A 22,587-nucleotide genomic window follows, 5' to 3' on the forward strand; every position below is an offset into this window, starting at 1 on the left:
TTGACCGGCGGGACGATACCCGCGCGGCGGGCGCCCGCACCACCGGGCTAACCCCTTGTCGACCCAAAAACTTGTCTGATAACCTGATGACATGAGCCCTTCCACGCCCGCCGCCCCGGTGCGCGCCGGCGGCCGTCTCGGCCGCGAGACGCTGGCCGACCGGCTGGCCGCGCTGCTGTCGGCGCAGATCGCCGATGGCGCACTGGCGCCGGGCGACCGCCTGCCCACCGAGGCCCAGCTTGCGGCCGCGCACGGCGTCTCGCGCAGCGTGGTGCGCGAGGCGGTACACCGCATCAAGTCGCGCGGCCTGCTGTTGTCGCGCCAGGGCTCGGGCGTCTACGTCGCCCAGCCGCCGCCGCACCGGCCACTGGAGTTCGATCCCACGGTGCTCGACTCGGTCGACGCCGTGGTACATGTGGTGGAAGTGCGCCAGGTGCTCGAAGGCGCGATGGCCGGCCTGGCCGCGGCGCGCGCCACCAAGACCCAGGTCACCGGGCTCAAGCGCGCGCTGGCGGCATTGGACGTGGCGGTGGCCGCCGGCCGCGACGGCGTGGAGGAAGACATGGCCTTCCACCGCGCCATTGCCTCGGCCACCGGCAACCCGCAGTTCAGCCTGCTGCTGGGCTTTCTGGAGCAATACCTGCGCGAGGGCATGCGCATCACGCGCGGCAATGAGGCGCGTCGGCTCGACTTCATGGAGGCCGTGCGCAAGGAGCACCACCTCATCGTCGACGCCATCGCCGCCGGTGACGCCGCCGCCGCCCGCCGCGCCGCCGCCCGCCACCTGCTGCACGGCCGTCGCCGGCTCGAGCGCGGCGGCGTGCTCGAGGCGCCAGCGCCGGCGCGGCGCCGCGCCTGACACCACCTCTATCCATCCCCTGCAAGGACATCCCCGCATGAAGATTCTCATCACCGGCGGTGCCGGCTTTGTCGGCGCCCGGCTGGCGCGCACGCTGCTGGCGCGCGGGCAGCTGGCCGGCCGCGAGATCGCGCAGATCGTGCTGGCCGACCAGTTCGCGCCGCCTGCCGATCTCGCCGCCGAGGCCCGCGTGCAGGCCCGTACCGGCCCGCTGCTGGCCCAGTGCGCGGCGCTGCGCGAGGAAGGGGAAGGGGGGGGCTTCGACGGCGTCTTCCACCTCGCCTCGGCGGTGTCGGGCGAGTGCGAGGCCGATTTCGAGCTGGGCCTGCGCTCCAACCTCGACAGCACGCGGGCGCTGCTCGATGCGCTGCGCGCCCGCGCTGATGCCGGCACTCATGCCGGCGCGGCGCCGACCCGCCTGGTCTTCTCCAGCTCGGTGGCGGTGTTCGGCCCCGACCCGGCCGTGCCGTTGCCGGCGGTGGTGGCCGACGACACGTTGCCGGCGCCGCAGACCTCCTACGGCACGCACAAGCTGATCTGCGAGCACCTGGTGGCCGACTACACGCGCAAGGGCTACATCGACGGCCGCTCGGCGCGGCTGATGACGGTGACAGTGAGGCCGGGCCGGCCCAATGGTGCCGCCAGCAGCTTCTTCAGCGGCATCATCCGCGAGCCGCTGGCCGGCGAGGAGGCCATCCTGCCGGTGGCACCCGATGTCTCGCACCCGGTGTCGTCGCCGCGGCGCACGGTCGAGGGCCTGATCGCCGTCTTTGAAGCCAGCCGCGAGGCCTATGGCGGCCGGCTGGCGCTCAACCTGCCGGCGCTGAACGTCACGGTGCAGCAGATGCTGGATGCGCTGCAGGCCGTGGCCGGCTCCGCGGTTCGTGCGCGCGTGAAGCCGCAGCCCGATGCGCGCATTGCCGGCATCGTCGCCAACTGGCCGCGCGGCGCCAGCGCGGCGCGTGCCGCCGGCCTGGGCCTGCAGCCCGAGGCCAGCTTCGAGGACATCATCCGCCAGTACATCGCAGACTGCGCCGCCAGCAATCCGGCGGCATTGAGGGGCATGGCATGAACCAGATCGACCTGAACGGCCGCGTCGCGGTTGTCACCGGCGGCGCCCAGGGCATAGGCCTGGCCATCGGCCAGCGCCTGCTGGCCTCGGGCGCGCGGCTGCTGATCTGGGACATCGACGCCGCGCGCCTGCAGGCGGCCTGTGACGCTTTGTCAGCGCTGGGCCCGGTGCGCGGCGAGGCCGTCGAACTCACCGACGATGCCGCCGTCGCCGCCGCCACGGCCAACGCGCTGCGCATCGACGGGCAGATCGACATCCTCGTCAACAACGCCGGCATCACCGGCGGCAATGCGCCCACCTGGGAACTCGACCCCGTGGTGTGGCGGCGCGTGATCGAGGTCAATCTGATCGCGCCCTACCTGACCTGCCGCCATGTCGCGCCTGCGATGGTGGCGCGCAGTTACGGCCGCATCGTCAACATCGCCTCGGTGGCCGGCAAAGAGGGCAATCCCAATGCCAGCCACTACAGCGCCAGCAAGGCCGGCCTGATTGCGCTGACCAAGAGCCTGGCCAAGGAAACCGCGACCAAGGGCGTGCTCGTCAACGCCATCACCCCGGCGGTGGCGCGCACCGCGATGTTCGAGCAGATGACCGAGGCCCACATCGCCTACATGCTGGGCAAGATACCGATGGGCCGCTTGCTCGAGGTCGAGGAGATCGCGGCCATGGCGGCGTGGCTGTGCAGCGCGGATTGCTCGTTTTCGACCGGGGCGGTTTTTGATATCACGGGGGGGAGAGCGACGTACTGAACGGTTGGCGATCCCGCCTCAACGGTTGGCCCAGCCGCCACTGATTGGAAAGATCTGGCCGACGAAGCAGGAGGCCGCGTCGCTGCACAGGTAGGCGGCGAACTGGGCGTCCTCCTCGGCGCTCACCAGCCTGCCCAGCGGCACCTCCCGCTTCAGCCGTTCCTGGAACCGCGGGTTGGCCTGGACCTCCGCGCCGTAGTAGGTGGGGTTGGCGACGAAGTTCTGTGCAATGGCATTGATCTGGATGCCGTGCTGCACCAACTCCAGCGCGACCGACTGCACATAGGCCAGTTGTGCGCCCCGTGCGGCGCTGTAGCTGCCGGTGCGCTTCTGGCCCCGGAGTGCCGCGGCGCTGCCCATCACGAGAATGCGGCCACTGCGGCGCTCGATCATCTGCGGCAGCACCGCAGCCACCAGCCTTGGCATCGGGTCGACCAGATGCGCGAACACGGTGCGCCACTCGGCATCGCTGATCTCGCCGGCCGGCGTGCTCGGCGCGGGGAGTGCGAGGTGGATCAACAGCACATCGATCCGCCCGGCCGCGCCAACAACGGCGGCAGGCAAGGCCGGATCATCGTCCAGGGCGCGCGGATCGGCGATCACCTCCGCCCCTAGTTGCGAGAAGACTTCATTGAGGGCCGGCCCCATGAAGTCGCCCGACTGGGTGAGCAGCACCCGCTTGCCGTCGAGTCTGGTGGAAATCATCGCTGACTCCGTCTGATCGATTTCATCGTCTGGTGGTCAGTTGGCCCGCGAGCGGCGGGGCGCTGACCGCGGCGCAGCCCCTATTTCCGCGGGCGCAGCTGGCGCGTGGCCACTTCAGCCTATCCGCCCCAGCAGCAAATACTCCATCAGCGCCTTCTGCACATGCATGCGGTTCTCGGCCTCGTCCCAGACCACCGATTGCGGCCCGTCGATGACCTCGGCCGTGACTTCCTCGCCGCGGTGGGCGGGCAGGCAGTGCATGAAGAGGGCGTCGGGCTGGGCCACGGCCATCATCTCGGCGTCCACGCACCAGTCGACGAAGGCCTTGCGGCGCTCTTCGTTCTCGGCCTCGTAGCCCATGCTGGTCCAGACGTCAGTGGTGACGAGGTGGGCGCCGGCGCAGGCCTCGAGCGGGTGGTTGAAGACTTCAAAGCAGCGGCTGTCGCGGATGCCGGCGGCTTCGGGGTCGACCTCGTAGCCGCTGGGCGTGCTGACGTGGACCTTGAAGCCCAGGATCTCGGCCGCCTGCAGCCAGGTGTTGGCCATGTTGTTGCCGTCGCCCACCCAGGCCACGACCTTGCCCTGCAGGCATTGCAGCGGGTCGTGGCCGCCGCCGCGCGGGCCGCGGTGCTCGATGTAGGTGAAGAGGTCGGCCAGGATCTGGCAGGGGTGGTACTCGTTGGTCAGGCCGTTGATCACCGGCACGCGCGAATGCGCCGCAAAGGCCTCGAGCTTGGCCTGCTCGAAGGTGCGGATCATCACGATGTCGACCATGCGGCTGACCACGCGTGCCGTGTCCTCGGCCGGTTCGGCGCGACCGAGCTGGCTGTCGCCGGCGGTGAGGTTCACCACCGAGCCGCCCATCTGGTACATGCCGGCCTCGAAGCTCACGCGCGTGCGCGTGCTGGCCTTCTCGAAGATCATCGCCAGCGTGCGGTCCACCAGAGGCTGGTAGCGCTCGTAGTTCTTGAAGCGCGACTTGATGACGCGGGTGCGCTCGAAGAGGTAGGCGTACTCCTCGGCGCGCAGATCCTTGAACTGGAGGAAGTGCTTCATCAGGCTGGGGCCCGGCTTCATGCGGTCTCTAGGAGAAAGGTCTTGATCAGCGGGCACAGGATGGCGACGATCTGTGCCGCCTCGTCGGCGCTCAGGATGAGCGGCGGCACGAGCCGGATCACGCTGTCGGCGGTGACGCTGAGCATCAACCCGGCTTCGGCCGCGCGGCCCAGCAGCACGCCGCAGGGGCGGGCCAGTTCGATGCCCAGCATCAGGCCGGCGCCGCGGATCTCGGTCACGCCGGCCACGCCTGCCAGTTCGCGTTCGAGCCCGGCGCGCAGGGCCGCGCCCACGGTGGCGGCATTGGCGAGCAGGCCGTCTTCTTCCATGATTCGCAACGTCTCGACGCCGGCGCGCATGGCCAGCGGGTTGCCGCCGAAGGTGGTGCCGTGGTTGCCCGGGCCCAGCACGTCGACGGCGCGCTCGCCCACGACGATGGCGCCTATCGGCACGCCCGAGCCCAGGCCCTTGGCCAGCGGCATCACGTCGGGGCGGATGCCGGCCCACTGGTGGGCAAACCACTTGCCGGTGCGGCCGATGCCGCACTGCACCTCGTCCAGCATCAGCAGCCAGCCGTGCTCGTCGCAGAGGCGGCGCAGGCCCTGCAGATAGTCCCAGCGCGAGGCGTTGATGCCGCCCTCGCCCTGTATGGTTTCGAGGAAGACCGCCACCACGTCGGGGTTGCTGCGCGCCACCTCTTCGACCGCGGCGAGATCGTTGAGCGGCACGCGCACGAAACCCTCGACCAGGGGCTCGAAACCCTTTTGCACCTTGGGGTTGCCGGTGGCCGACAGCGTGGCGATGGAGCGGCCGTGAAAGGCCTTCTCGTAGACGATGACCTGGGGCCGCGCGATGCCGCGGTCATGGCCGTACTTGCGCGCGATCTTCAGCGCCCCCTCGTTGGCTTCCAGCCCCGAATTGCAGAAGAAGGCCGCCTTCAGGCCCGAGATCTCGCACAGCTTGGCCGCCAGCTGCTCCTGCAGCGGCACCTCGTAGTAGTTGGAGCTGTGGATGAGGCGGGCGACCTGATCCTGCAGCGCGGGCACCAGGCGCGGATGGGCGTGGCCCAGGGTGTTGACGGCGATGCCGCCGAGGCCATCGAGATAGCGTCGGCCCTCGGTGTCCCAGACCCAGCAGCCGCGGCCGTGCGACAGCGCGATGGGCAGGCGGCCATAGGTGTTCATCACATGCGGCATGGGCCGCTGAATCGGCAGAGACGGGGGCTGGGCCGCTTGCTGGGCCAGGGCGGGCTCGGGTGCGTTCATCGGCTATCGTCCTCGAATTCCGGGTCCAAAGACAGGAATGCCGGTCGGCAACCCCAAGGTCACCGCCCGGCGGACCGCGATTCTAAGGTCGGGCCGCGCACGCCAGCCTGACGCGAGACCTACTTGGCGCCGGCATGCAACATGCATGCTGCAACGCAACACATGCGAGGCACAATCCAGCCCGTGCGCCCCCTTCGGCGGCCACCGACCCCACCCCTCGGCCAGGCGGCAGCGCCCGACCGTCCGCGATGAGTAAAACCAAGGCGCGTCAGTTCCATATCCACGGGGTTACCCGGGAGGGCAAGACCTTCAGGCCCAGCGATTGGTCCGAGCGCCTGGCCGGCGCGATGTCGAGCTTCCGTCCCAGCGGCGGCGCCGGTGGCATCGGCGCCTTCATCGGCTACTCGCCCTACTGCGTGCCCCAGGTTGTCGACGGCGTGCGCTGCGTGCTTGTCAACGAGGCGCTCAAGGGCATCGAGCCCATGGCCTGGGATTTCGTGATGAGCTTCGCCCGCGACAACAACCTGCCGGTGATCGAAGTCTTCGAACCCGGTGCGGGCGAGGCCTGATCACAAGGGCGCAGCGCTTCCAGACGCAAAAAAGCCCGCATCAGCGGGCTTTTCTTTGAGGCGAGGAGCCTCAGGCGGCCAGAGCCAGCGCCTTGACCTTGGCGGACAGGCGGCTCTTCAGGCGCGCGGCCTTGTTCTTGTGGAAGATGCCCTTGTCGGCCACCGAGTCGATCACGCTTTGCGCCGACTTGAAGACCTCGGTCGCCTTGGCCTTGTCGCCGCCAGTCACGGCCTTCTGCACGTTCTTGACGACGGTGCGGAAGCGCGAGCGCAGCGAGGTGTTGGCGGCGTTCAGGGCCACGTCCTGGCGCGCACGCTTGCGGCCCGAGGCGAGGCGAACGGTCTTCTTCTTGGCTTTGGACGAGGTGGCCATGCTGGTTGAGTTGGTGGGAACCGTGGATACAAAGACCGTCGAGTATAGCACCCATATTGCAGCCAGGCCAGGGGCAGGGCGGTCGTGGCGAGGGTGCCACCTATAATTGGCGCTACGCGGCAACGCGCCGGCCCGGTGTCCGGCCCTATTTCTCCTGTGAATCTGCTCAAGGCCGCATCCACCGTTTCCCTGCTCACGCTGGCTTCGCGCGTCACCGGCTTGGTGCGCGAGCAGATCATCGCGGCCGCCTTTGGTGCCAGCGCCGCCACCGACGCCTTCAACGTCGCCTTCCGCATCCCCAATCTATTCCGGCGCTTGTTTGCCGAGGGCGCCTTTTCGCAGGCCTTTGTGCCCTTGCTGGCGGCCACCCGGGCGCGCGAGGGCGACGAGGTCACGCGGGCGCTGATCGACGCGGTGGCCACCGTGCTGGCCTGGGCGCTGCTGCTCAGCTGCGTGCTGGGCGTGGCGGCAGCGCCGATCCTCGTGTGGGCGATGGGCTCCGGGCTGGCGCAGTTCGACACGGCGGTGGCGCTCACCAGGCTGATGTTTCCCTACATCGGATTCATGTCGATGGTGGCGCTGGCGGCCGGCATCCTCAACACCTGGAAGCGCTTCGCGGTGCCGGCACTGACGCCGGTGCTGCTGAACCTGAGCGTGATCGCCGCCGCCTGGTGGGGCGGGCCGTGGCTGGCGGCGGCCGGCATCGCGCCCATCCATGCGCTGGCCGCCGGCGTGATGCTGGGCGGCCTGCTGCAGCTGGCGGTGCAAATCCCGGCGCTGGCGCGCCTGGGCCTGCTGCCGCGCATCGGCCTCGTGCCCTCGGCCATTGCCGCGGCCTGGCGCCATCCGGGCGTGGCGCGCGTGCTGCAGCAGATGGCACCGGCCCTGCTGGGGGTGTCGGTAGCCCAGATCTCGCTGCTCATCAACACCCAGATCGCCTCGCATGTGGCGGTGGGTGCGGTGTCCTGGCTGACCTATGCCGACCGGTTGATGGAGTTTCCGACCGCGCTGCTGGGCGTGGCGCTGGGCGTGGTGCTGCTGCCCCAGCTCTCGGCGGCGCAGGCGCGCCAGGACGATGCGGCCTATTCCGGCATGCTGGACTGGGGCCTGCGCCTGGTGCTGCTGCTGGCGCTGCCCTGCGCGCTGGCGCTGCTGCTGTTTCCGCAGGGCCTGGTGACGGTGCTCTTCCACCGCGGCGCCTTCCGTGCCGAGGACGTGGCGATGACGGTGCTGGCGCTGCGCGGCTATGGCGTGGGCCTGCTCGGCCTGGTGGCCATCAAGGTGCTGGCGCCGGCCTTCTTCGCACGCCAGGACACGCGCACGCCGGTCAAGATCGCCATTGGCGTGCTGGTCGCCACCCAGCTGATGAACCTGGCCTTCGTGCCCTGGCTGGGCCACGCCGGGCTGGCGCTCTCGATCGGTCTGGCGGCCCTGGTGAATGCCGGCCTGCTGCTCGCCGGCCTGTTGCGACGCGGCGTCTACCGGCCGCTGGCGGGCTGGGCCGGCTTTCTGGCGCGCGTGCTGCTGGCCAATGGGGTGCTGGGCGCGCTGCTGGCCTGGGCCGCCACCGCCATCGACTGGATCGCGCTGCAGACCCACGAGGGCCGGCGCGCCGCCGCCGTGGCCGCGGTGCTGGCGGTCGTGGCCTTGCTCTACTTCGGCGTGCTCGCCCTGGCCGGGCTGCGCCCGCGCGATCTGGTGCGCCGGGCCTGACCTACACTGACACGGATGGCCGGACTCCTTCCCTTCGCAACGCCGACCGCACTGGATTACTTCGCCGCGCTGGTGGCCGATGACAGCAGCCTGCCGCTGCTCGAAGCCGCCTTCGCGCTGGCGCTGGACGACGATCCCGGGCTCGATGTGCAGGGCGAGCTGGCGCGCATCGACGCCCTGGCCGAGAACCTGCGCAGCCGCATCCCCGCTGACACCGCGCCGCTGCCGCGGTTGCGCCTGCTCAACCGCTATTTCTTCGACGAGCTCGGCTTCGCTGGCAACGTCAATCACTATTACGACCCCTGCAACAGCCTGCTGCCGGCGGTGCTGCAGACGCGGCGCGGCATCCCCATCACGCTGGCCCTGCTCTACATCGAGTTCGCGGCCCAGATCGGCCTGAGTGCCCAGGGCGTGTCGTTCCCGGGGCATTTCCTGGTCAAGATCCACCTGCCCCGCGGCGAGGTCGTGATCGATCCCTTCAGCGGCCAGTCGCTGTCACGCGACGAACTCGACGAGCGCCTGGCGCCCTATCTGCGCCAGGAGGGCCTGGTGGGCGACAACGAGGTGCCGTTGGGCCTCTTCCTGCAGCCGGCGCCGGCGCGCGACGTGCTGGCGCGCATGCTGCGCAACCTGAAGGAAATCCACCGCCAGGCAGGCGACGCGCGCCGCCTGGTGGGCGTGCTCGAACGCCTGGTGGTGCTGCTGCCGCAAGACTGGGACGAGCGGCGCGATCTGGCCCTGGCCCTGGCCGACGTCGGCCGCCATGCCGGCGCGGCGCACGAGCTGTCGGCCTATCTGCTCAACCGCCCCCAGGCCGACGACGCCCCGGCGCTGCGCCATCGCCTGCAGGCCTGGCGCCGCCTGGGCTGAATGGCCGAACTGGATCACCGCGCCGCATGAAGCAGATTCCCCTGGCCATGCAGCCTGAGCCGGACGCGAGCTTCGACAGCTTCGTGCCCGGCGCCAACGCCGCCGCGCTGGCCCATCTGCGCACGCTGGCGGCATCAACCTCAGCAGCGGCGCCGGTCTATCTGTGGGGCGCCGCCGGCACCGGCAAGACGCACCTGCTGCGCGCGCTGGCCGGCCAGCAGCGCGCCCAGGGCCTGCGGGTGGGCTGGTTCGATGCCGCCGACCGCCTGCCGTGGGAGCTGTCACCGGAATGGTCGCTGGTGGTGGTGGACCGTTGCGAGGCGCTGGACCCAGCCGCCCAGCACGCCGCCTTCGCGCTCTTTGTCGACGCCATGACGCACCTGGTGCAGTTCGCAGCCGCCGGCCGCCTGCCGCCGGTGGACCTGGCGCTGCGCGACGACCTGCGCACACGCCTGGCCTGGGGCCATGTCCATGCGCTGCGGCCGCTGGCCGAGTCCGAAACCCGCGCCGCGCTGCGCCGCGACGCCGACCGCCGCGGCATCTTTCTCTCCGACGAGGTGATGGACTACCTGCTGACGCGCTTTCCGCGCGACCTGGCCCATTTGCTGGCCCTGCTGGACCGCCTCGATGGCTACGGCCTGGCGCTGGGCCGGCGCGTCACCGTGCCGCTGCTGCGCCAGATGCTGGCCGAGGCCGAACCCGTGGACCATTGACTGCGATGAACCTGACGCTCTTCGACCTCGACGGCACCCTGCTGCCCGGCGATTCCGACCACGCCTGGGGCGAGTTGATGCAGGCCCTGGGCTGGGCCGACCGTGGCGACTTCAAGCGCCGCAACGACGCCTTCTTTGCCGACTACCAGGCAGGGACGCTGGACATCCACGCCTACGTCGAGTTCGCCACCTCGGCTTGGCGCGGACGCTGCGCGGCCGAGTTGCAAGCGGCCCAGCACCGCTTCCTGGCCGAGTGGATCAGTCCCATGCTGCACGAGCCGGCGCGCGCTCTGCTGCAATGCCATCGCGAGCAGGGCGACCTGATCGCCATCGTCACCGCCACCAATGATTTCGTGACGCGGCCGGTGGCCACGCTGCTGGGCGTGGACGAACTGATCGCCACCGAACTGGCGCGCGACGCCGCGGGCCGGGTCCTCGGCACCATTGAAGGCGTGCCCAGCTTCCGCGAAGGCAAGATCGCGCGTGTCGAGGCCTGGCTGGCGCGGCGCGGCCTGGGCTGGGGCGACTTCGGGCGCAGCACCTTCTACAGCGATTCCACCAATGACCTGCCGCTGCTCGAGCGCGTCAGCCATCCCGTGGCCACCAACCCCGGCGCGGCGCTCGAGCGCATCGCGCAAGAGCGCGGCTGGCCCGTCCTGAGACTGTTCCAAGCATGATCAAGAAATTCATCAACCGCCTGCTCGGCAAGGCGCCCGCAGAACCGCCGCCCCCCGCCGTGCCGGTGATCCCGCTCGGCCAGCGCGTCGAGATCCCGGCCGCCGCCCACGGCATAGACCCGGCCCTGCTCGACGCCAACGCGGTGCGCGTGGTCAAGACGCTCAAGGACGCCGGCCACGAGGCCTACATCGTGGGCGGCGCGGTGCGCGACCTGCTGGTGGGCCTGCGCCCCAAGGATTTCGACGTCGCCACCGACGCCACGCCCGAGCAGGTCAAGGCGCTGTTCCGGCGCGCCTTCATCATCGGCCGGCGCTTTCGCATCGTGCATGTGGTGTTCGGGCGCGGGCGCGAGCACGAGACCATCGAGGTGAGCACCTTCCGCGCCTACATGGACGCAGCGGCCGCCGAGCAGGTGCCGGGCGACGAGCGCCACAGCCAGCGCGAGATGGCCGACAAGAAACATGTCGTCGACGCCGCCGGGCGCGTGCTGCGCGACAACGTCTGGGGTCCGCAGATCGAGGACGCGGCGCGGCGCGATTTCACCATCAACGCGATGTACTACGACCCGGTGACGCAGACCGTGGTCGACTACCACCAGGGCATCGCCGACGTGCGCGCCAAGCTGCTGCGCATGATCGGCGACCCCGACACGCGCTACCGTGAAGACCCGGTGCGCATCATCCGCGTCGTGCGCTTCGCGGCCAAGCTGGGCTTTGCGCTGGAGCCGGCCACCGAGCGCCCGCTGCGTGCGATGAGCGCGCTGCTGCCCAATGTGCCGCCCTCGCGCCTGTTCGACGAGATGGTCAAGCTGCTGCAGACCGGCCACGCCATCGCCAGCGTGGCCCAGCTGCGCCGCCAGGGCCTGTTGGGGGGCGGCATCTTCCCGGTGCTCGACGCGGCGCTGGCGCCGGCCCAGGCCAACCCGGCGCGCGAGACCTTTGTGCGCCTGGCGCTGGAGGACACCGACCGCCGCGTCGGCGAGGGCAGGGCGGTGGCGCCCAGCTTCATGCTGGCCTGCCTGCTGTGGCACGACGTGCTGGATCGCTGGAGCGCGCTGCGCGCCGGCGGCGAGCCGGCCTACCCGGCGCTGCAACAGGCGGTGGACGCCGTCTTCGACGCCCGCATCGGCGACATCTCGGGCCGCGGCAAGCTGGCCGCCGACATGCGCGAGATCTGGCTCATGCAGCCGCGCTTCGAGCGCCGCACCGTGGCCTCGGCCATCGCTCTGGTCAACCAGGTGCGCTTCCGTGCCGGCTATGACTTCCTGCGCCTGCGCGCCGACGGCGGCGAGATCAGCCCCGAACTGGCCGACTGGTGGGAGGATTTCCACCTCGGCAGCGACGACGACCGCGAGGCCATGCTGGCCGATCTGCGTGCCAAGGCCGGGCCGCGCACGCGCCGGCCGGCGGCGGCCGCGGTGGGGGAGGGCGCCACTGTCACGCCCGCCGCAGCGGCGCGCGACGACGACGAGCCCGGCGAGGGTGGGACGGAGGGCGGCGCCGAGCCCGGCACCGCGCCGCGCAAGCGCCGCCGCCGCCGCCGCCGGCCCGGCGGCGGTGGCGGTGGCGGCGGCGCGGAAGGGGCGCCACCCGCGGCGTGATGGCCGAGCGCGTCTTCATCGGCCTGGGTGCCAATCTGGGCGATGCCCGCGCCACGCTGGAGGCCGCGATCACGCAGCTGGCTGCGCTGCCGGCCACGGAGTTGGTGGCCGCCAGTGCCTGCTACCGCAGCACCCCGGTCGACGCCCAGGGGCCCGACTTCGTCAACGCCGTGGCTGAGTTGCACACCGCGCTCGAGCCGCTGGCGCTGCTGGCTGCGTTGCAGGCCATCGAGGCGGCGCATGGCCGCGAGCGACCGTACCGCAACGCACCGCGCACGTTGGATCTAGACCTGCTGCTCTACGGCCAGCGCCTCGTCGACGAGCCCAGCCTCACCGTGCCCCATCCGCGCCTGCATGAGCGCGCCTTCGCGCTCGTGCCGTTGATCGAGCTGGCGCCGGGCTTCGTCCACCCCCGCCTGGGGCCGCTGGCGGCGCTGCCGCGGCCGGACCAGGCCCTGGAACGCCTGCCATGAACCCCTCGCAATGGCCGCTGGGCCTGCAGACCTTCGGCTTGCTGGCGCTGGCCAATGTCTTCATGACCTTTGCCTGGTACGGCCATCTTCGCCACCTGGCGGGCAGCCCCTGGCTGGTGGCGGCGCTGCTGAGCTGGGGCATCGCCCTGATTGAGTATCTGCTGCAGGTGCCCGCCAACCGCATCGGCTTTGCCGGCGGCTACAGCCTGGCCCAGCTCAAGATCGCGCAGGAGGTGATCACGCTCTGTGTGTTCGTCCCCTTTGCCGTGCTCTACATGGGCCAGCCGCTGAAGTGGGATTACCTCTGGGCCGGCCTGTGCCTGTTGGGCGCCGTCTACTTCATCTTCCGCGGCTGAGGGTCGGGCGAGCCTCTATACAATCTTGGTGTGACAAACCGATGACGCATCGGTGACAGGGGCACCATGGTTTTCGGCAGACTCCTCCCGCGCGAGGGCAATTTCTTCGAGCTGTTCAACCAGCACGGGCAGCACATTGCCGAGGGCGCGCTCGCCTTCCTGGCGATGGTGCAGAACTACGACAACGTGCCCGAGCGCGAGCGCCATGCCGCCGCGGTGGGCGACGCCGAACGCGCCGCCGACAAGATCACCGCCGAGGTACACCGGCTGTTGCACCGCACCTTCGTCACGCCGCTGGACCGCGACCAGATCCATCGCCTGATCAACGCGATGGACGACGTGCTTGACCTGCTGCAGGACACCAGCGAGGTGATGTCGCTGTACGACCTGCAGCGCGTCTCCGAAGACGTGATGCGGCTGTCCGAAATCTCGGTGCGCTGTTGCGACCGCGTGCGCCATGTGCTGACCCTGCTGCCGCGCCTGAAGGACGCCGCGGTGGCCGAATCGGTGCTCAAGCACTGCGAAGAGATCGATCAGCTCGAATCCGACGCCGACCGCGTGATGCGCGCCGCCATGTCCAGCCTCTTCCGCGACGAGCCCGACACGCGCGAGCTGATCAAGCTCAAGGCCGTCTACGAGCACCTCGAATCGATCTCCGACCGCTGCGAAGACGTGGCGAACCTGGTCGAAGGCATCGTGCTCGAGAACTCCTGAAATGATGCGACCCCCACGCTCACTGCGTTCGCTGCCAGGCAGCTTGCAAGCTGCCTGGCGTTCGCCGGCCACTCGCGAGCGCGCAGGCGCTCGCTCGGTGCGGGCTCACCCCCCCGAGGAGGCGCTCACAGTCTTCGGAACGGCCGGGCGGTACTGAGTGGATGCCGCCCCGATCGCCCTCTGGGGCGTGGTGATGCTCGTCGTGCTGGCGCTGCTGTTCGATTTCATGAACGGCTTCCACGACGCCGCCAACTCCATCGCCACGGTGGTTTCCACCGGCGTGCTCAAGCCGCAGCAGGCGGTGGCCTTCGCCGCGGTGTTCAACGTCATCGCGATCTTCGTCTTCCAGCTCAAGGTGGCGGCCACCATCGGCAAGGGCATCGTCGACCCGGCGGTGGTCGATCAGCATGTGATCTTCGGCGCCCTGGTGGGCGGTATTGCCTGGAACGCCATCACCTGGTGGTATGGCATCCCGTCGAGCAGTTCGCACGCCCTCATCGGCGGCATCGTCGGGGCCACGTTGGCCAAGGCTGGTACCGCACCGCTGGTGGCCGCCGGCGTCATCAAGACGGTGGCCTTCATCTTCGTCTCGCCGATGCTGGGCTTTCTGCTGGGTTCGCTGCTGATGGTGGGCGTGGCCTGGATCTGCCGGCGCAGCTCGCCGCTGCGCGTGGACAACATCTTCCGCCGCCTGCAACTCGTCTCGGCCGGGCTTTATTCGTTGGGCCACGGCGGCAACGACGCGCAGAAGACCATCGGCATCATCTGGCTGCTGCTCATTGCCGCCGGCATGAGCGACGCGCACGACAAGATGCCGCCCGCCTGGGTGATCTGGAGCTGCTACCTGGCCATCGGCGCGGGCACGCTGTTCGGCGGCTGGCGCATCGTCAAGACCATGGGCCAGCGCATCACCAAGCTCAAGCCGGTGGGCGGCTTCTGCGCCGAGACCGGCGGCGCCGCCACGCTCTTCCTGGCCACCGCCCTGGGCGTGCCGGTGTCCACCACCCACACCATCACCGGCGCCATCTTCGGCGTCGGCTCGGTGCGCAATGCCTCGGCCGTGCGCTGGGGCCTGGCGGGCCACATCGTCTCGGCCTGGGTGCTGACGATACCGGCCACTGCGCTGGTGGCGGCCCTCTTCTACTGGATCAGCCTGGCGCTGTTCTGATCGCTGTCAGGGGCGGGCCTCGGCCGGCGCCGCCAGCTGCCACTCGAAGAACTTCTGGCCACTGAAGGCGATGGTGCCCATCAGCACCGCGCCTCCCACCATCAGCGCCGCAATGGCCGCCAGCACCGCGCCCCAGGCGGTGGGCACGACGGCATGGCCGGGGTTGTGGCGGGCGTCCCATTTCTCGTCGGGGGTCAGGGCATAGACGATGGCCGCCAGCATGGCCGCCGAGATCATCAGGCCCAGCAGCGGAATCAGGAGCCAGGCCAGGCGGTCGTCCTGGCCCAGGGTGCGCATGCGCCACACGCCCAACAGGCCCAGGGCCGTGGGCAGCGGGTGCAGCCAGGCCAGGGCGTCGCCGCGGCCGTGCAGATAAAGCCGGTGCAGGCCCAGGCTGCCCAGGGCCAGCGCCAGCCAGGCGGCCAGGGTCTTGGAGCGGTAGCGCGCGGGCCCGGTGCCGGCGCCGGGGTTGGCTGGATTCATCTGTAGCTGCGATCTGATCTGCTTGCGAGAAGCCAGTTTATAATGCGCGGTTTTCGGCGCTGGCCTGGGTCTGAATGATCCTGGCGTATCTACGGCGCCGGCAGCGGCTGGCGGCTTGAATGGTTTCAAGATTGCCGGCCACCAGGATGGTCAGCCACGGTGTGTCTCCCGGGGTGCGGCGATCGAGAGTTCTCTATCCAAGGAAAAGCACGCCATGGTCGTGATCCGTCTGTCCCGCGGCGGCGCCAAGAAGCGCCCCTTCTACAACATCGTCGTTGCCGACTCGCGCGAGCGCCGCGACGGCCGCTTCATCGAGCGCGTGGGTTTCTACAACCCCGTGGCCTCTGGCGCCGAGCAGCCACTGCGCGTGGCGCTGGACCGCGTCGCCCATTGGGCCGGCGTTGGCGCCCAGCTGTCGCCCACCGTGGCGCGCCTGGTCGACCAGGCCAAGAAGGCGGTCTGAAGACCGTCTCGTGAGCGAAATCCCGGCACGGCCTGTGGCCGGCGATGACACGCCGGCCCTGCCGCCCGATGCCGTGGAAGTGGCCCGCGTGCTCGGCGCCTGGGGCGTGAAGGGCGGCATACGGCTCAAGCCCTTTGCCGCCGACCCGCAGGCGCTGTTTTCCACCAAGCGCTGGTTCCTGCAGCCGCCCGAGGACGCCAGCCCGCGACCGCCCGGTGCCAAGGCCGCGCTTCCCTTGCCGCCGCTGCTGCGCGTGATGCAGGCCAAGGAACACGGCGACGGCATCGTCGCCACCGTACACGACATCGTCGAGCGCGATGCTGCCGAGGCCCTCAAGGGCGCCCGCGTCTTCGTCTCGCGCGCCAGCTTTCCCACCCCCGACGAGGGCGAGTTCTACTGGGTCGACCTGATCGGCCTCGACGTCGTCAACCGAGGCGCGCAGGCACTGGGCCGCGTCGTGGGCCTGCTTGAGACCGGCCCTCATTGCGTGTTGCGCCTGCAGGCCGAAGGCGCCGAGGCCGAGACCTTGATCCCCTTCGTCGATGCCTATGTCGACCGCGTCGACCTTGGCGCGCGGCGCATCCACGTCGACTGGGAAGCCGAATACTGACGGCGGCGCCGGCCATGCGCTTCGACGTCGTCACGTTGTTTCCCGAGCTTTTCGAACCCCATCTGCGCCAGGGCATCACGCGGCGCGCCTTCCAGCCGGGCGGCGACGGTGGGCCAGCGCCGGTCGAGGTGAGGTTGTGGCCGCTGCGCGACTTTGCCGACGACGCCTACCGCCGCGTCGATGACCGCCCCTACGGCGGCGGCCCCGGCATGGTGATGCTGGCCGAGCCGCTGCTGCGCGCGCTGGCCGCGATCACGGGCGAGCGCGGCGGCACGCCCGCCATCGTCCACTTCACGCCTACCGGCCGCCGCATCGACCAGTCCGTTGTCGAGCAGTTCGCCGCCGGGCCTGGCGCGGTGCTGCTGTGCGGGCGCTACGAGGGCATAGACCAGCGCTTCATCGATGCCCATGTGACGCTGGAACTGAGCCTGGGCGATTTCGTGCTCTCCGGCGGTGAACTGCCGGCCCTGGCCCTGCTCGACGCGGTGGCGCGGCTGCAGGAGGGCGTGCTGCATGCGCCCTCGCACCAGCAGGACAGCTTCTCCGACGGCCTGCTCGAAGGGCCGCAGTACAGCCGGCCGGAAAGGCTGACGATTGCCGGCGCGGAACAGGCGGTGCCGGCCGTGCTGATGTCCGGCCACCATGGCGAGATCGCGCGCTGGAAGCGCGAGCGCTCGCTCGAGCTGACAGCGCGGCGCCGCCCAGACCTCATCGCCGCGGCGCGCGCCGCCGGGCGGCTGAGCAGCGCCGACGAGAAGTGCCTGGCCCGCCTCGGGCTATAATCAAAGGCTTTTCGATCCTCTGCCGGGCACCAAGGCCTTCCCAGGCCAAACCAGAATCTGCCCGCCAACCAGCCCGCGCCATGATCGAATCCGGAGAGTTTCCTTGAACCTGATTGCCACCCTTGAGCAGGAAGAGATTACCCGTCTCAACCGCACCCACCCGTCGTTTGCCCCCGGCGACACGGTCATCGTCAGCGTCAACGTGGTCGAAGGCACGCGCAAGCGCGTGCAGGCCTACGAAGGCGTGGTCATCGCCAAGCGCAACCGCGGCCTCAATAGCAGCTTCATCGTGCGCAAGATCTCCAATGGCGAAGGCGTCGAGCGCACCTTCCAGACCTACAGCCCGCTGATCGCCACCATCGAGGTCAAGCGCCGCGGCGACGTGCGTCGCGCCAAGCTGTACTACCTGCGCAACCGCAGCGGCAAGTCGGCGCGCATCAAAGAGAAGCTCGCCTGACGAAGTCAGGCCCGCCGCGCAGCGGCGGCTTGCGCGCAGCGCAAGCAGGAGCGAACGGCGCGAAAACGCCAGAAGCTCGCCTGACGAAGTCAGGCCCGCCGCGCAGCGGCGGCTTGCGCGCAGCGCAAGCAGGAGCGTTCCAAGCAAGCCGCCTTCGGGCGGCTTGCGCGTTTGTGCGTCAAGATCGCGCCATGACCCTGCCGCGCATCACCGATCCCCGCGCCATCCCCGTCGTCGGCGACGACGCCCACCTGCCGCCGGTCGCCGATGAGCGGCTCAGCGTTCCCGCCCTGCGCCAGCGCTTCGCCGACGCGGCCCCCTGGGTGCCGCCCATCGCCGGCGACGGCCGCCTGCACCACGACCGCGAGCCCTCGCCGGCGGCCGTGCTGGTGGCCCTGGTGGCCCGCGACGACGGCCTGCGCGTGCTGCTGACGCGCCGCACCGACCATTTGCGCGACCACGCCGGCCAGATCAGCTTTCCCGGCGGCCGCACCGAGCCCGAAGACGGCGGCCCGGCCGCCACCGCGCTGCGCGAGGCGCAGGAGGAAGTCGGCCTCGCGCCGACGCGGGTCGACGTGATCGGCCAGCTGCCGGTCTACACCACCATCACCCGCTATGTCGTGACGCCGGTGGTGGCGCTGGTGCAGCCGCCGCTGGCGCTGCAGCTCGATGCCTTCGAGGTGGCCGAGGCCTTCGAGGTGCCGCTGGCTTTTCTGATGAACCCGGCCCACCACCGGCGCCACCACTTCCATTACGAAGGCGGGCAGCGCCAGTTCCTCTCGATGCCCTGGCAGGGGCCAGGCGCCGACGGCGTGGAGCGCGAGTACTTCATCTGGGGCGCAACGGCGGCGATGCTGCGCAACCTCTACCACTTCCTGGCCGATTGACGGCTGCGTGAGCCCGCCGTCGGGCGGCCCCTGGCGAGCCCCTAAGGGCGCGGGCCGGGTTCGCCTCTATCATGCGCGGCGATGAGCTTCTTCGCTGTCCTGTTTGCCCTGCTGGTTGAGCAGCTCAAGCCGTTGCCGCGCGACAACTGGTTCCATGAGATGCTGACCTCGTGGGTGCGTTGGACCGGGCGCAATTTCGACGCCGGCGAGAAGCATCACGCCTGGGTGGTCTGGGGCGTCTCGGTGCTGGCGCCGGCCCTGCTGTCGGGCCTGGTCTACCTGCTCGTCGTGCGCTACAGCCTGCTGCTGGCGCTGGCCTTCGACGTCGCGCTGCTTTACCTGACGCTCGGCTTCCGGCAGTTCAGCCACTACTACACCGACATCCGCGATGCGCTGGAGCGCGCCGACGAGGACGAGGCGCGCCGCCTGCTCGCCGAATGGCGCCACCTTGACGCCAGCGAACTGCCGCGCACCGAGGTGCTGCGCCACGTCATTGAGCACTCGCTGCTGGCAGCCCACCGCCATGTCTTCGGCGTCTTCTTCTGGTTCGTCGTGCTCTCGGCGGTCGGCCTCGGGCCCATGGGCGCCGTGCTCTACCGCATGGCCGAGTACATGAGCCGCTACTGGGGCTACCGCCAGCGTGCGCTGGAGGCACCGGCCAACGACAGCCTGCTGGCGCTGTCGCGTCAGATGTTCGGCATCATCGACCATGTACCGGCCCGCCTCACGGCCTTCGGTTTTGCCGTCGTTGGCAATTTCGAAGAGGCGGTGGCCGGCTGGCGGCGCGATGCCGGGCTCTGGCTCCATCCCAACGAGGGCATCATCCTCGCCGCCGCTGCCGGCGCGGTGGGCGTGCAACTTGGCGGTGCGGCGGCGCCCAGCGTCACGCCCGACCGCTCCAAGACCTTCAGCGCCGGCGGCGAGCCCGATCTCTCGCAGGCCCAGGGCTCGACGCCCGGGGCGCCGGCCCAGCCCGGCCACCTGCAGAGCGCGGTCGGCCTGGTCTGGCGCTCGGTCGTGCTGTGGATGCTGCTGGTGGCACTGCTGACCCTGGCCAATGTGCTTGGCTGAGATCGGTCTCAGGCCTGATCACCAGCGCTTCTGCGACAACTCCTCGAACAGCGCCTCGTAAATGCGCTGGCGGCTGGGGGTGATGTCGCCGCGGGCAATGGCCTCGCGCACGCCGCAGCCGGGTTCGTGGCGGTGGCTGCAGTTGTGGAAGCGGCAGCTGCCCAGCGCCGCGGCGTAATCGGGCATCAGTGCCGCCAGCTGCTCGGGGGCAATCTGGCGCAGGCCGAATTCCTGGAAGCCGGGTGAATCGATGAGGGCGCCGCGCCTGGCCTCGTCCAGCCAGTACCAGCTGGTGGTGGTCGTCGTGTGGCGGCCGGCGCCCAGGGCCTGCGAGATCTCGCCCACCTGGGCCGCGGCGCGTGGCACCAGCAGGTTGATGAGGGTGCTCTTGCCCATGCCGCTGGGGCCCAGCACCAGGGTCACGCGGCCGGCCAGCTGCTCGGCCAGGCGTGCCGACGCGGCCGCGGGCTCGGCCTTGAGCGCCAACTCGATCACCGCCACGCCCATCGCGACATAGGGTGCCAGGCGCGCTCGCGCGGCGGCGGCCGAGGGCAGGTCGGTCTTGTTGAGGCCGATCAGCGCCGGTATGCCGGCGGCCTGGGCGGCGATGAGGGCGCGCGTGAGCTGCGATTCGCTGAACACCGGCTCGCCGGCCACCAGCACCAGCAGCTGGTCGAGGTTGGCAGCGAAGGACTTGGTGCGCCACTCGTCCTGCCGGAACAGCAGGTTGCGGCGCTCCTCCAGGTGCTCGATGACGCCACCGTCGCCGGTGGTCTGCCAGCGCACGCGGTCGCCGACGACGATGTCGCCGTCCTTGCGCCGGCCCTTGCCGCGCGGATGGCACATCACGCGCTCGCCCTCGGGCGTCTCGACGACGACATGGCGGCCGTGGGCCGCCACCACCAGGGCCAGATCGAGGGCGGCGGCGCGCTCGCGGCCGGCCGCCGGGTCGCCGCCGGTCGGCCTCAAGCGGCGGGCGCCGGCTTTGCCACCGCGGACAGGGCGGCCAGGCGCTCCGAGGCCGGCGGGTGCGAGTAGTAGAAGCGCACGTAGAGCGGGTCGGGCGTCAGCGTCGCTGCGTTGTCCTCGTGCAGCTTGAGCAGGGCATTGGCGAGGTCGCGTCCGCTGGCCTGCTGGCAGGCGTAGGCATCGGCCTCGAACTCCTGGCGGCGCGAGAGCTGGGCCAGCAGCGGCGCGATGAAGAAGGTGAATACCGGCATCGCCAGCATGAAGAGCAGCAGCGCCAGCGCGTCATTGGGTGCGGCCAGATTGGGCAGCACGCCCAGGCCGGTGTAGAAGGCGCCGTTGCCGGCCAGCCAGCCCAGCAGCGCCAGCCCGGCCAGGCTGAAGGCGAAGATGCCGATCATGCGCTTTTGCACGTGGCGGTGCCTGAAATGTCCCAGCTCGTGGGCCAGCACCGCCTCCACCTCGGCCGACGACAGGCGTTGCAGCAAGGTGTCGAAGAAGACCACGCGCTTGGACGAGCCCAGGCCGGTGAAATAGGCGTTGGCGTGCGCCGAGCGGCGGCTGCCATCCATCACGAACAGGCCCTTGGCGGCGAAGCCGCAGCGCTGCATCAGCGCCTGCACGCGTGCGCGCAGCGATTCGTCGGCCAGCGGCTCGAACTTGTTGAACAGCGGCGCGATCACGGTCGGGTAGAGCAGCAGCAGCACGAGATTGAAGCCCACCCAGGCGAACCAGGCCCACAGCCACCACAGCCCGCCCGAGGCGGCCATGATCCAGAGGATGAGGGCGGCCAGCGGCAGGCCGATGAGGGCGCCGACGGCCGCGCCCTTGAGCATGTCCAGCAGCCACAAGCGCAGCGACATGCGGTTGAAGCCGAAGCGCTGCTCGATGCGGAAGGTGCCGTACCAATCGAGCGGCAGTTCGAGCAGGCCGCCAATGAGGGCGAAGGCCCCGAGCAGCGCCAGCTGGTAGGCCATCGCGCCCCACTGGGGCAGCAGGGCGTCGCGCAGCGTGGCGTTCAGGAGATCGAGGCCGCCCAGCAGCGTCCAGCCCAGCAGCACGGCGGCGCCGACGGCGGCGCCGACGAGGCCGAAGCGGGCATGGGCCAGGGTGTAGTCGGCCGCCTTCTGGTGTACCTCCAGGCTCACGGTGCTGGCAAAGGCCGGCGGCACGCTGCCGCGGTGGGCCGCCACATGGCGCATCTGCCGCGTTGCCAGCCACAGCCGCGTCAGGTAGGACAGCAGCAAGGCGGCGACGAAAGCGGCTGTGAAAAGCGAACTCTGCATGGTGCGCGAGTGTAGGCGTGGGTGAGAATGGATTCCCCTTCCAGCCCCCTTGCCCGCCTCATCACCATGACCGACACCACCCTCGCCGCGGGCGAGAACAACCTGATCTGGATCGACCTCGAGATGACCGGCCTGCTGCCCGACAGCGACCGCATCATCGAGATCGCCGTCGTCGTCACCGATCCGCTTCTGGCCCAGCGCGTCGAGGGCCCGGTGTTCGCGGTACACCAGAGCGACGCCGTGCTCGACGGCATGGACGCCTGGAACAAGGGCACGCACGGGCGCAGCGGTCTCATAGATCGCGTGCGCGCCTCCACCGTCGACGAGGCCCAGGCCGAGGCCGAGGTGATCGCCTTCCTCAAGCGCTATGTACACAAGGGCAAGAGCCCGATGTGCGGCAACAGCATCTGCCAGGACCGCCGTTTCCTGGCGCGCACCATGCCTGCGCTCGAGGCCTTCTTCCACTACCGCAACCTCGACGTGAGCACGCTCAAGGAACTGGCGCGGCGCTGGAAGCCGGCGGCGCTGGACGGCTTCAAGAAGGCCCAGGCCCACACGGCGTTGGCCGACATCCACGAATCGATCGACGAGCTGATCCACTACCGCACCCACCTGCTGGCGCTCTAGCAGATGCGGTGCCGTTGTCATC

The 22,587-nt window shown here is 70.0% G+C and carries 27 protein-coding genes; 20 read left to right on the forward strand and 7 right to left on the reverse strand.

Annotated features, from left to right (window positions below):
- Positions 1-91 precede the first annotated feature (91 nt).
- From JMV16_RS17200 to JMV16_RS17210, 3 genes are read left to right on the forward strand one after another with little or no spacing between them, the layout of a single operon-like run.
- Positions 92-859 (forward strand): FadR/GntR family transcriptional regulator, encoded by a 768-nt coding sequence (locus JMV16_RS17200; protein WP_201495518.1) that lies wholly within the window; start codon positions 92-94, stop codon positions 857-859.
- A 37-nt stretch (positions 860-896) separates the two neighbouring features.
- Complete coding sequence (gene denD / locus JMV16_RS17205; protein ID WP_201495519.1) at positions 897-1,931, forward strand: D-erythronate dehydrogenase; 1,035 nt, start codon at positions 897-899, stop codon at positions 1,929-1,931.
- Positions 1,928-2,680 (forward strand): SDR family oxidoreductase, encoded by a 753-nt coding sequence (locus JMV16_RS17210; RefSeq protein WP_201495520.1) that lies wholly within the window; start codon positions 1,928-1,930, stop codon positions 2,678-2,680. Before denD ends, JMV16_RS17210 begins: the two co-directional genes overlap by 4 nt.
- Before the next feature lie 18 nt (positions 2,681-2,698).
- Here the strand turns inward: JMV16_RS17210 and JMV16_RS17215 are convergent, their stop codons facing one another.
- From JMV16_RS17215 to JMV16_RS17225, 3 genes are all read right to left on the reverse strand, one after another.
- The gene (locus JMV16_RS17215) at positions 2,699-3,385 is read right to left on the reverse strand and encodes an SDR family oxidoreductase (protein WP_201495521.1); all 687 of its coding nucleotides are present in this window, start codon (positions 3,383-3,385) and stop codon (positions 2,699-2,701) included.
- Between the two features lie 114 nt (positions 3,386-3,499).
- A complete protein-coding gene (gene argF, locus JMV16_RS17220; protein ID WP_201495522.1) occupies positions 3,500-4,462 on the reverse strand; it encodes an ornithine carbamoyltransferase in 963 nt (320 codons plus the stop codon).
- Entirely contained in the window at positions 4,459-5,637 is a 1,179-nt protein-coding gene (locus JMV16_RS17225; protein WP_201495662.1) for an aspartate aminotransferase family protein, read from the reverse strand. Before JMV16_RS17225 ends, argF begins: the two co-directional genes overlap by 4 nt.
- Before the next feature lie 317 nt (positions 5,638-5,954).
- Here JMV16_RS17225 and JMV16_RS17230 point away from each other — a divergent pair, with 317 nt between their 5' ends.
- Positions 5,955-6,275, forward strand: coding sequence for a DUF3579 domain-containing protein (locus JMV16_RS17230; RefSeq protein ID WP_201495523.1), 321 nt, complete (start codon positions 5,955-5,957; stop codon positions 6,273-6,275).
- A 70-nt stretch (positions 6,276-6,345) separates the two neighbouring features.
- Here the strand turns inward: JMV16_RS17230 and rpsT are convergent, their stop codons facing one another.
- On the reverse strand, positions 6,346-6,648 hold the full coding sequence (gene rpsT, locus JMV16_RS17235) for a 30S ribosomal protein S20 (RefSeq protein ID WP_201495524.1): 303 nt from the start codon (positions 6,646-6,648) through the stop codon (positions 6,346-6,348).
- 156 nt (positions 6,649-6,804) lie between these two features.
- Between rpsT and murJ the strand changes: the two genes are divergently transcribed.
- From murJ to JMV16_RS17280, 9 genes are all read left to right on the forward strand, one after another.
- Positions 6,805-8,361 (forward strand): murein biosynthesis integral membrane protein MurJ, encoded by a 1,557-nt coding sequence (gene murJ, locus JMV16_RS17240; protein ID WP_201495525.1) that lies wholly within the window; start codon positions 6,805-6,807, stop codon positions 8,359-8,361.
- 15 nt (positions 8,362-8,376) lie between these two features.
- Positions 8,377-9,231 carry a SirB1 family protein gene (locus JMV16_RS17245; protein ID WP_201495526.1) on the forward strand — a complete coding sequence of 285 codons (855 nt, stop codon included), beginning with the start codon at positions 8,377-8,379 and terminating at the stop codon, positions 9,229-9,231.
- Positions 9,232-9,257: 26 nt separating this feature from the next.
- Positions 9,258-9,944: a DnaA regulatory inactivator Hda gene (gene hda / locus JMV16_RS17250; RefSeq protein ID WP_201495527.1), complete on the forward strand. Its 687-nt coding sequence runs from the start codon at positions 9,258-9,260 to the stop codon at positions 9,942-9,944.
- Between the two features lie 5 nt (positions 9,945-9,949).
- Complete coding sequence (locus JMV16_RS17255; protein WP_201495528.1) at positions 9,950-10,621, forward strand: HAD family hydrolase; 672 nt, start codon at positions 9,950-9,952, stop codon at positions 10,619-10,621.
- The gene (gene pcnB / locus JMV16_RS17260; RefSeq protein ID WP_201495529.1) at positions 10,618-12,222 is read left to right on the forward strand and encodes a polynucleotide adenylyltransferase PcnB; all 1,605 of its coding nucleotides are present in this window, start codon (positions 10,618-10,620) and stop codon (positions 12,220-12,222) included. The genes JMV16_RS17255 and pcnB overlap by 4 nt, the downstream gene beginning before the upstream one ends.
- Positions 12,222-12,695: a 2-amino-4-hydroxy-6-hydroxymethyldihydropteridine diphosphokinase gene (gene folK / locus JMV16_RS17265; protein ID WP_201495530.1), complete on the forward strand. Its 474-nt coding sequence runs from the start codon at positions 12,222-12,224 to the stop codon at positions 12,693-12,695. The genes pcnB and folK overlap by 1 nt, the downstream gene beginning before the upstream one ends.
- Positions 12,692-13,051, forward strand: a complete 360-nt coding sequence (locus tag JMV16_RS17270; protein WP_201495531.1) for a DMT family protein — start codon at positions 12,692-12,694, stop codon at positions 13,049-13,051. Before folK ends, JMV16_RS17270 begins: the two co-directional genes overlap by 4 nt.
- A 66-nt stretch (positions 13,052-13,117) precedes the next feature.
- On the forward strand, positions 13,118-13,765 hold the full coding sequence (locus JMV16_RS17275) for a DUF47 domain-containing protein (protein ID WP_201495532.1): 648 nt from the start codon (positions 13,118-13,120) through the stop codon (positions 13,763-13,765).
- A 193-nt stretch (positions 13,766-13,958) separates the two neighbouring features.
- A complete protein-coding gene (locus JMV16_RS17280; protein WP_411565043.1) occupies positions 13,959-14,933 on the forward strand; it encodes an anion permease in 975 nt (324 codons plus the stop codon).
- A 6-nt stretch (positions 14,934-14,939) separates the two neighbouring features.
- Here the strand turns inward: JMV16_RS17280 and JMV16_RS17285 are convergent, their stop codons facing one another.
- On the reverse strand, positions 14,940-15,416 hold the full coding sequence (locus tag JMV16_RS17285; RefSeq protein ID WP_201495534.1) for an NINE protein: 477 nt from the start codon (positions 15,414-15,416) through the stop codon (positions 14,940-14,942).
- Between the two features lie 214 nt (positions 15,417-15,630).
- Here JMV16_RS17285 and rpsP point away from each other — a divergent pair, with 214 nt between their 5' ends.
- From rpsP to JMV16_RS17315, 6 genes are all read left to right on the forward strand, one after another.
- Complete coding sequence (gene rpsP / locus JMV16_RS17290; RefSeq protein ID WP_201495535.1) at positions 15,631-15,879, forward strand: 30S ribosomal protein S16; 249 nt, start codon at positions 15,631-15,633, stop codon at positions 15,877-15,879.
- A gap of 19 nt (positions 15,880-15,898) precedes the next feature.
- Complete coding sequence (rimM, locus tag JMV16_RS17295; protein ID WP_411565044.1) at positions 15,899-16,489, forward strand: ribosome maturation factor RimM; 591 nt, start codon at positions 15,899-15,901, stop codon at positions 16,487-16,489.
- Positions 16,490-16,503: 14 nt separating this feature from the next.
- Complete coding sequence (trmD, locus tag JMV16_RS17300; RefSeq protein WP_201495536.1) at positions 16,504-17,271, forward strand: tRNA (guanosine(37)-N1)-methyltransferase TrmD; 768 nt, start codon at positions 16,504-16,506, stop codon at positions 17,269-17,271.
- A gap of 103 nt (positions 17,272-17,374) precedes the next feature.
- On the forward strand, positions 17,375-17,728 hold the full coding sequence (rplS, locus tag JMV16_RS17305) for a 50S ribosomal protein L19 (RefSeq protein ID WP_201495537.1): 354 nt from the start codon (positions 17,375-17,377) through the stop codon (positions 17,726-17,728).
- Between the two features lie 191 nt (positions 17,729-17,919).
- The gene (locus JMV16_RS17310; RefSeq protein WP_201495538.1) at positions 17,920-18,615 is read left to right on the forward strand and encodes a CoA pyrophosphatase; all 696 of its coding nucleotides are present in this window, start codon (positions 17,920-17,922) and stop codon (positions 18,613-18,615) included.
- A gap of 81 nt (positions 18,616-18,696) precedes the next feature.
- Positions 18,697-19,686: a CobD/CbiB family protein gene (locus JMV16_RS17315; protein WP_201495539.1), complete on the forward strand. Its 990-nt coding sequence runs from the start codon at positions 18,697-18,699 to the stop codon at positions 19,684-19,686.
- Positions 19,687-19,704: 18 nt separating this feature from the next.
- On the opposite strand, the gene rsgA is transcribed toward JMV16_RS17315, so the two are convergent.
- Both rsgA and JMV16_RS17325 read right to left on the reverse strand, forming a co-directional pair.
- Positions 19,705-20,655, reverse strand: coding sequence for a ribosome small subunit-dependent GTPase A (gene rsgA, locus JMV16_RS17320; RefSeq protein ID WP_411565040.1), 951 nt, complete (start codon positions 20,653-20,655; stop codon positions 19,705-19,707).
- Positions 20,652-21,938, reverse strand: coding sequence for a M48 family metallopeptidase (locus JMV16_RS17325; RefSeq protein WP_201495540.1), 1,287 nt, complete (start codon positions 21,936-21,938; stop codon positions 20,652-20,654). Before JMV16_RS17325 ends, rsgA begins: the two co-directional genes overlap by 4 nt.
- A 66-nt stretch (positions 21,939-22,004) precedes the next feature.
- On the opposite strand from JMV16_RS17325, the gene orn reads away from it, so the two are divergent.
- The gene (orn, locus tag JMV16_RS17330) at positions 22,005-22,565 is read left to right on the forward strand and encodes an oligoribonuclease (RefSeq protein ID WP_201495541.1); all 561 of its coding nucleotides are present in this window, start codon (positions 22,005-22,007) and stop codon (positions 22,563-22,565) included.
- Positions 22,566-22,587: the final 22 nt, after the last annotated feature.

Origin of the sequence: Rubrivivax sp. A210, from assembly GCF_904426505.1 — a bacterium.
Classification (GTDB): Bacteria; Pseudomonadota; Gammaproteobacteria; order Burkholderiales; family Burkholderiaceae_C; genus Rubrivivax.

Coding starts and splice junctions, on each gene's coding strand:
- argF (WP_201495522.1), bottom strand. CDS start 4,462: ATGAAGCCGGGCCCCAGCCTGATGAAGCACTTCCTCCAGTTCAAGGAT.
- JMV16_RS17280 (WP_411565043.1), top strand. CDS start 13,959: ATGCTCGTCGTGCTGGCGCTGCTGTTCGATTTCATGAACGGCTTCCAC.
- JMV16_RS17325 (WP_201495540.1), bottom strand. CDS start 21,938: ATGCAGAGTTCGCTTTTCACAGCCGCTTTCGTCGCCGCCTTGCTGCTG.
- JMV16_RS17315 (WP_201495539.1), top strand. CDS start 18,697: ATGAGCTTCTTCGCTGTCCTGTTTGCCCTGCTGGTTGAGCAGCTCAAG.
- trmD (WP_201495536.1), top strand. CDS start 16,504: ATGCGCTTCGACGTCGTCACGTTGTTTCCCGAGCTTTTCGAACCCCAT.
- orn (WP_201495541.1), top strand. CDS start 22,005: ATGACCGACACCACCCTCGCCGCGGGCGAGAACAACCTGATCTGGATC.
- rpsT (WP_201495524.1), bottom strand. CDS start 6,648: ATGGCCACCTCGTCCAAAGCCAAGAAGAAGACCGTTCGCCTCGCCTCG.
- pcnB (WP_201495529.1), top strand. CDS start 10,618: ATGATCAAGAAATTCATCAACCGCCTGCTCGGCAAGGCGCCCGCAGAA.
- denD (WP_201495519.1), top strand. CDS start 897: ATGAAGATTCTCATCACCGGCGGTGCCGGCTTTGTCGGCGCCCGGCTG.
- JMV16_RS17245 (WP_201495526.1), top strand. CDS start 8,377: ATGGCCGGACTCCTTCCCTTCGCAACGCCGACCGCACTGGATTACTTC.
- JMV16_RS17310 (WP_201495538.1), top strand. CDS start 17,920: ATGACCCTGCCGCGCATCACCGATCCCCGCGCCATCCCCGTCGTCGGC.
- JMV16_RS17215 (WP_201495521.1), bottom strand. CDS start 3,385: ATGATTTCCACCAGACTCGACGGCAAGCGGGTGCTGCTCACCCAGTCG.
- rpsP (WP_201495535.1), top strand. CDS start 15,631: ATGGTCGTGATCCGTCTGTCCCGCGGCGGCGCCAAGAAGCGCCCCTTC.
- JMV16_RS17275 (WP_201495532.1), top strand. CDS start 13,118: ATGGTTTTCGGCAGACTCCTCCCGCGCGAGGGCAATTTCTTCGAGCTG.
- hda (WP_201495527.1), top strand. CDS start 9,258: ATGAAGCAGATTCCCCTGGCCATGCAGCCTGAGCCGGACGCGAGCTTC.
- folK (WP_201495530.1), top strand. CDS start 12,222: ATGGCCGAGCGCGTCTTCATCGGCCTGGGTGCCAATCTGGGCGATGCC.
- JMV16_RS17225 (WP_201495662.1), bottom strand. CDS start 5,637: ATGCCGCATGTGATGAACACCTATGGCCGCCTGCCCATCGCGCTGTCG.
- JMV16_RS17200 (WP_201495518.1), top strand. CDS start 92: ATGAGCCCTTCCACGCCCGCCGCCCCGGTGCGCGCCGGCGGCCGTCTC.
- JMV16_RS17230 (WP_201495523.1), top strand. CDS start 5,955: ATGAGTAAAACCAAGGCGCGTCAGTTCCATATCCACGGGGTTACCCGG.
- JMV16_RS17210 (WP_201495520.1), top strand. CDS start 1,928: ATGAACCAGATCGACCTGAACGGCCGCGTCGCGGTTGTCACCGGCGGC.
- JMV16_RS17285 (WP_201495534.1), bottom strand. CDS start 15,416: ATGAATCCAGCCAACCCCGGCGCCGGCACCGGGCCCGCGCGCTACCGC.
- JMV16_RS17270 (WP_201495531.1), top strand. CDS start 12,692: ATGAACCCCTCGCAATGGCCGCTGGGCCTGCAGACCTTCGGCTTGCTG.
- JMV16_RS17255 (WP_201495528.1), top strand. CDS start 9,950: ATGAACCTGACGCTCTTCGACCTCGACGGCACCCTGCTGCCCGGCGAT.